This is a genomic window from Ureibacillus suwonensis (assembly GCF_042655065.1).
GTDB lineage: Bacteria > Bacillota > Bacilli > Bacillales_A > Planococcaceae > Ureibacillus > Ureibacillus suwonensis.
Genome location: NZ_JBHSNQ010000079.1, coordinates 38472 through 45344, shown reverse-complemented (window position 1 = coordinate 45344; position 6873 = coordinate 38472). Strand labels below are relative to the sequence as shown.

Below are 6873 nucleotides of genomic sequence, written 5' to 3'. Positions count from 1 at the left end.
ACAACATACTGAAATGGGCCGCAAATTCCCAAACCAATTTCAAAAATAAGGAAACAGAGCGAATGGAAAAACTCATTGTTTTCTCCATTCGCTCTGTTTTTATGGACTTTTTAGACAAGCCCTTTTTCCTTTACATAAAAAGATAAACAAATATCGGACATAGAATGGCACCAACCACCGCGCTTAGCCCCATCGACAATGAACCGATCGATAAATCCAGTTCACCATAGTCGACAAGCTTTGCCGTGCCGACTCCATGGCTTGCGCTTCCCATGGCAATCCCCCGGCTGATCGATGAATCGATTTTTCCAATGGTGAACATGACCGAACCAAGCAGGGCACCTGTAAAGCCCGCAATCAATACCAATACAGCGGTAAGGGATGGGATTCCACCGATTGTTTCGCTCACATGCATCGCGACCGGTGTCGTCATCGATTTTGGCAGGGCCGTCAATATATACTCCTTATCGATTTTAAATACGACTAGAAGCGTATAAACGCTGATCAAGCCGCTTACCATCGCAATTACAATGCCTGATAAAATCGTATATTTGTATTTCAGCACCATATGCCACTGGTTGTACAACGGATAGGCCAAAGCGACGACAGCAGGTCCAAGCAAATGTTGAAGGTAGCGCCCGCCTTCCATATAAACGTCAAATGGGACATTCAAAAAGAGCAGGCCCGCAATGATGATAATGGTCGAAGTTAAGATGGGCATGAGGATCGGCGAAGGGTACCGGGCATGCAACTTCTTCATTAATAAAAAGATGATGACCGTACTAATGATGGATAAACTTGCTCGCATGTTCCACTTCCCCCTCTTTCTTCCTCTTCATCGCCAATTCTTTTTTCTCAATCCATTGGCAAATCATGCTTGTCGTCAGAAGCACGAAAAGCGTACTGATGATGACCGACGCCACCAATAGCGAACCGGATACGGAAATAAGCTCCGGATAATCGATGATGCCGACAATGGGCGGAATAAAAAATAACGTCATAAACCCTATCAGGAAATTTGCCCCGTCTTTTATATAATCCACTTTGATCCATTTAAATTGTAGGCAAATAAATAGAAGCACCAAACCGATGATGCTGGCAGGCAATGGTAAATGTGTGATTTCAACCATAAACACCCCAATGTAGTAAAAAACGTACAGAAGCAGAATTTGAATGATCGTTCGAACAATTTTCATACTTCCATCGGAAAAAGGAACACCCTTTTCCAAAACTCACCTCCCCCGTATTCGTTATTTTATACTTGTGACAAAATATTGTCTATTAATTATTTTAGAAAAATCAAAAGAATCTAAATTTTGGAGATGCATTCAGGATATTTGTGATGAAGATATCCCTTTGGGGAAATCGGCTTCAGAAAGGATGTTTTTACGGAATAGGAAACTATCAAATGAAAAGAAAACAGATGCCAGAAAATCGGCATCTGCTTCCATTATGCGGTTATCCGTACCAAACATTTTTCAGACAACCCAGCCTATGTTAGAAAAAGAGAGAGACAAAAATGGGACAAAGGATGGCCCCGATGACTATACTCAAACTCATGGAGACCGAACCGATGGACAAATCTTCCTCGCCAAAATCCTTCAGCCGTGATATTCCGACACCGTGGCTGGCACTTCCCATGGAAATCCCCCGACTGATGGGTGAATCGATTTTGCCCAATTTATAAACGACAGGTCCAAAAAGCGCCCCGGTAAAGCCTGCCACCATCACCAAAACGGCGGTTAACGGCGGGACTCCCCCGATGGTTTCACTTACTTGCATCGCAATCGGTGTTGTCAAGGATTTGGGCAATGCGGTCAAAATAAACGTTTTTTCCTCGTGGAACAATTTCAATCCTGCAAAAACACTAAACAAGCCAATCAGCATGGCAAAAACGATACCCGAAAGGATGGTATATTTATATTTCAGCACCAAATGCCGTTGGTTGTATAACGGATAGGCCAGGGCAACCACTGCCGGCCCCAATAAATGTTGGATCCACTTTCCCCCTTCCATATACTCGTCATATGGAATATTTAGCAATAAGATGAAAACAACCAAAACGATGGTTGTAGTAAGGATTGGCATCAAAAATGGATAGGGGAAACATTTATATATTTTCATCATGATTAAAAAGATTATAATCGTGCTAACGATATAAATGATGGCTTCCACTCTTTTCTTCCCCCTCCCCCTTCTCTTTTTCTTCTATTTTTTTACTAAAAATGCCCGTCATATAAATTGTCAATATCGTACTTGCAAACACGGTCACTATTAAAAAAAACCCTTTTGAAGACAACAATTCAGGATATTCCACGACGCCAATCATCGATGGAATAAAAAATAAAGTCATAAACCCTATTAAAAAACCTGCCCCTTCCCGGATCATTCCGACTTTGATCCATTTTTGCCGCAAGCACAAAAATAGCAAGAGCAAACCGATTATGCTTGGCGGAATGGGAAGATGCGTCCCATTAACAATAAATACGCCCATATAATAAAAAAGATATAAAATCAGGATTTGCAAAATTGTTCGAATAACGATCATATCAACGGTATAGAAATTGTTATACCTTCCCTCCTTCTTGTACCCCGCTATTCTACGCCTGCGTTTTCAAATTGTCCAGTCTGCAAAAAAAGAATTCGCCCCAAATTCCATGCAAGAAGGGCGAATTCTTTTTTGCAAATTAATCTTCTTCAATTTCTGTACGGTTTTTTCTCAACATTTTTGACAAGATTTCATACACGATCGGCACGACGATCAACGTTAACATCGTTGAACTGAATAAACCGCCGATTACACAAATACCTAAGTCCCTTGAAATCATTCCGCTTCCTTCCGCACCGATTGCAAGCGGTATTAACGCACCGATTGTGGCAATCGCGGTCATTAAGATTGGACGCAAACGAGTGGCTCCCGCTTCCAGGATCGCTTCACGCATTGGCATACCCGTACGTTCCATGTTGATGATTCGGTCCACCAATACAACGGCATTTGTAACAACAATACCGATCAGCATGAGCATACCCATCATAACCGATACGGAAATGGTTTCTCCTGCAATCCAAAGTCCCACCAATGAACCGATGACCGTAAACGGCAATGAGAAGAGGATGGCAAATGGCGCCAAACCTTCACCAAATGTTACCACCAGAATGAAGTACACGATTCCTATCGCGACAATCATGGCAAAACCTAATTGGGTAAAGGCTTCTTCCATATCCGCTGTAACGCCGGAAACGCCGATTTCAACGCCTTTAGGCAATTCAAGTTTATCGATTTTTTCATCCACTTCTTTTGAAGCTTTTGTCACGTCTTTGCTTGTCACAGTACCGGAAACACTTGCATACAACTGTCCTTTACTGCGGGAAATTGTGTTGGATACTGTTCCTTCTTCCACTTGCACAATGTCTTTCAACTGTACAGCCGCTCCCGTAGCGGTTGGGACAGGTTGATTCAACAAATCTTCGAAGGATGTCGCCAAATTGACATTCCGTTTCACAATGACATCGATGTCCATGCCGTCTTTTTTCAACGTCGTCAACACTTCATCCTGTTTGTTCGGATTTAACATCATGGCCAGCTGTCCTGCTGTTAAACCATATTGCAGCAATGTTTGCTGGTTCACTCTTAATGTGAATTCATCAAATCGTTCGGAAAGGGATGTATCCACATCTTTCAAATTTCCGGATTCTTTCATGATATTCTCGATGTCTGCTACCGTTTTTTCAATTTTATCCATGTCATCTCCATAAACGGTATAGCTGAGTTCATTATTGGACATGGACATGCTGAAGTTTTGATTGATCCATTTGCCTGATTGATCCAAACCTTCAATGTAGTTTGTGATTTCATCTTGGACATCATCAAAATTCTTTGTATCATCATCGAAAATGACATACATTAATGCTCCGTCAGTGCCCATCATGCCCATCATCGCATTACCGCTGCCACCGATGGAAACTTGAACGATATCCACATCATCCCGGGCCAATAATTTATCTTCAACGACTTGGACATTTTCCAACGTTTTTTCTTCAGACTCACCCGGCTCAGGAGTGTAAGTGAGATACATCACTTTTTCCTGATCAGCGGAAAGGAAACTGAATCCTACCACCGGAATCAAGAATAAGCTTCCCACCAATAATGCAATCGCAATTAGGGATGAAACGACTTTATGATTCAATGACCAGCGCAACACTTTTTTATACCATAAAGCCAATGCGCCCGGTTTTTCATGTTTTACTTTTCCGCCTTTTTTACCGCCATATAAACGCTTTTTAAACAGCGTATGGGACAGTGATGGAACCACCGTGATGGCCACCAGCAATGAAGCAAGCAAGGCGAAAGCCATCGTAAAGGCGAATGGAGTGAACAGTTCTCCAACCATGCCTCCGACTAATACAAGCGGCGCAAACACGGCGATTGTAACAAGGGTGGAGGCCAATATCGGTTTGAACATTTCGATCGTTGCTGAACGGATCAATGCTCGTCCTTTTAATTTTTCATCTTTCAAATGCAATCGTCTGTATATATTTTCAACCACTACAATCGAATCGTCGATTACCCGTCCAATCGCAACCGTCATCGCGCCAAGGGTCATAATGTTCAATGTAATGTCCATTTGATGCAAGATGGTAAAGGCAATCAACAAAGACAACGGAATGGAAATGATGGATATGATTGTTGATTTGATATCACGCAAGAACAGCAAGATAATGATAATCGCAAATCCTGCACCGTATAACGCTTTTCCTAACATCGTAGAAACGGATTCTTCGATCGGTTCCCCTTGGTCAAGCGTCACATCGATGTGCAACCCATCATTTTTCGCTTCCAATTCTTTGATAATGTCTTTGGCTTCATTTACGACTTCAACCGTGTTAGCATCCTGACCTTTTACAATTTGGATGCCGATCGCTTCTTTTCCGTTCGTACGTGAAACCGATTCGACTTCTCCTACTAATTTTACTTTTGCAATATCACCCAAAGTCACAAAAGGTGTCGGATTTTGTGCTGTTGGTGTAACCGGGATCAACAAGTTTTTCAACTCGTCGACGGTCGTAAATTTTCCATCAATGACGATGGATTGTTCTTTTTCTTTAAATGGATACAAACCAAGCGGCGCCTTCAAGTCGCTTGCTTGAATCATTTGTTTTACATCGTCTTCCGTCACGCCCAGAGAAGCCATCTTTACTTGGTCGTATTCAATTTCCACTTTATTCACATGTTGGCCTGAAATCGAAACGGAAGAAACGCCATCAATACCTTCCAATTTTGGTACAATGACATCTTCGACTGTAGCAGTCAACTCTGCAATATCTTCAGTGTCACTTGACACGCTTAATGCCAAAATCGGGAAAGTGTTGACCGTGATACGGGCAATTGTAGGATCCTGTGCCGTATCCGGAAACTCCATGCCATCAATGACCGAACGCAATTCCCGTTCCGCATCCAGCATGTCTGTTCCATATTCATATTCGATTTGTACGCTGGACATATTCGAATATGATGTTGAATAAACACCTACAACATTTCTCAGATTTTGTACCGCTTTTTCCAGAGGAATGGAAATATCATTCATCGATTGTTCAGGAGTAGCACCTGGATATACTGTCATTACAGTAATATAGGGAATGGAAATATCAGGAATTGTTTCTTTGTTCATTCGGGAAGTGGAATAAATTCCCGTCACCATTAAAATAATGGCTAATAACCATACAGCTAGTTTATTTTTTATGACGAAATTCACTAATCCATTCAAAATTGAACCCACCTTTTTTGACTAATCGGTCACATTTCAATATAATAATTGACTATGCAGTCACTGTCAATGTAATTGATTTACTTAGATACCCGGAGGAGATTTTGTGTCAAAAAAATTGATGATCATGGAAAAAGCAATAGAACTTTTTTCGAAAAACGGAGTAGAATCCACTTCCATACAAGATATAACCAATGCATGCGGAATTTCCAAAGGCGCCTTTTATCTCAGCTTCAAATCGAAAGATGATTTGCTCGTGGAAATTACCGATTACTTTATAAAAAAATTTATCGCCGTACAAAACGAAATTTTGGATGACAGCATCCCGGTCAATGAGAAATTGCCGAAGTTCTTTTACTACAATTTCAGATTATTGGAAGAACATTATTCCTTTATTTCCATGTGCATGCGGGAAAATTTCCAGCCGATGAACAATGAAGTCATCCAGAAAATAAAAGAATTTAATACGGTTCATAATGAAGCTCTTCTCACGATTATACACCAAACTTATGGTGAAAAAGTTGAACATTTTAAGTATGATTTATTATTAGTTGTTCGTGGATTATTGATCAGTTATACGGAATTTATTACAACCCATCCACGAAAATATAATTTTGAACAGCTTGCAAATAGCCTGGCTGAAAAAGTGAATATTATCGCCGAACATAGCACCCTTCATTTCGTTACAGAAAAGCTATGGAATACAAAAAGCGCTTCCTCTTTCAGCGAAATGGTTTCAAAAGAACATATTTTATATTTGCTTCGACAATTGGAAGGCCAATATAAGAAAACGCCTTTAATCGATGAATCGATCCATCTTTTGATGGAAGAATTGATGAAAGAAAAACCGAGATTGGCCATTTTATCCGGATTAGCTTCCAATTTGCAAAAAAATGAAGATTTTTCAATGGTTGTGTTCCTCGTAAGACAATACGTTTCGGATCTGCAATCGGTTTCATAAAAAAGTGATAAAAAAAGGAACATTTTATAAAAGCCGGGTTAATTCAATATTTGATACACACAAAAAAAAGAGAATTGGTATTCACCAAAATTCTCTTTTTTCCTTATCTGGAGAGGGCTTCTATCCCAGCCGCTCCATTTTTTTATC

The 6873-nt window shown here is 40.6% G+C and carries 6 protein-coding genes; 1 reads left to right on the top strand and 5 read right to left on the bottom strand.

The window, feature by feature from the left end; all coding sequences use genetic code 11:
- Window positions 1-130: 130 nt before the first annotated feature.
- The 5 genes from ACFPOH_RS09555 to ACFPOH_RS09535 form a co-directional block, all read right to left on the bottom strand.
- Window positions 131-808, bottom strand: a complete 678-nt coding sequence (locus tag ACFPOH_RS09555; protein ID WP_342470012.1) for an LrgB family protein — start codon at window positions 806-808, stop codon at window positions 131-133.
- Window positions 783-1229 (bottom strand): CidA/LrgA family protein, encoded by a 447-nt coding sequence (locus tag ACFPOH_RS09550; protein WP_390309506.1) that lies wholly within the window; start codon window positions 1227-1229, stop codon window positions 783-785. The genes ACFPOH_RS09555 and ACFPOH_RS09550 overlap by 26 nt, the downstream gene beginning before the upstream one ends.
- Before the next feature lie 268 nt (window positions 1230-1497).
- On the bottom strand, window positions 1498-2175 hold the full coding sequence (locus tag ACFPOH_RS09545; protein ID WP_390309505.1) for an LrgB family protein: 678 nt from the start codon (window positions 2173-2175) through the stop codon (window positions 1498-1500).
- Window positions 2150-2494: a CidA/LrgA family protein gene (locus tag ACFPOH_RS09540; RefSeq protein ID WP_390309507.1), complete on the bottom strand. Its 345-nt coding sequence runs from the start codon at window positions 2492-2494 to the stop codon at window positions 2150-2152. The genes ACFPOH_RS09545 and ACFPOH_RS09540 overlap by 26 nt, the downstream gene beginning before the upstream one ends.
- Before the next feature lie 193 nt (window positions 2495-2687).
- A complete protein-coding gene (locus ACFPOH_RS09535; RefSeq protein ID WP_390309504.1) occupies window positions 2688-5765 on the bottom strand; it encodes an efflux RND transporter permease subunit in 3078 nt (1025 codons plus the stop codon).
- A 106-nt stretch (window positions 5766-5871) separates the two neighbouring features.
- Between ACFPOH_RS09535 and ACFPOH_RS09530 the strand changes: the two genes are divergently transcribed.
- Complete coding sequence (locus ACFPOH_RS09530; protein ID WP_342581092.1) at window positions 5872-6726, top strand: TetR/AcrR family transcriptional regulator; 855 nt, start codon at window positions 5872-5874, stop codon at window positions 6724-6726.
- The last annotated feature ends 147 nt before the right edge of the window (window positions 6727-6873 follow it).

What these genes read in the sequence shown, in the direction of transcription:
- ACFPOH_RS09555 (WP_342470012.1), bottom strand. Translation starts at nt 808, where the DNA reads ATGCGAGCAAGTTTATCCATCATTAGTACGGTCATCATCTTTTTATTA.
- ACFPOH_RS09540 (WP_390309507.1), bottom strand. Translation starts at nt 2,494, where the DNA reads ATGGGCGTATTTATTGTTAATGGGACGCATCTTCCCATTCCGCCAAGC.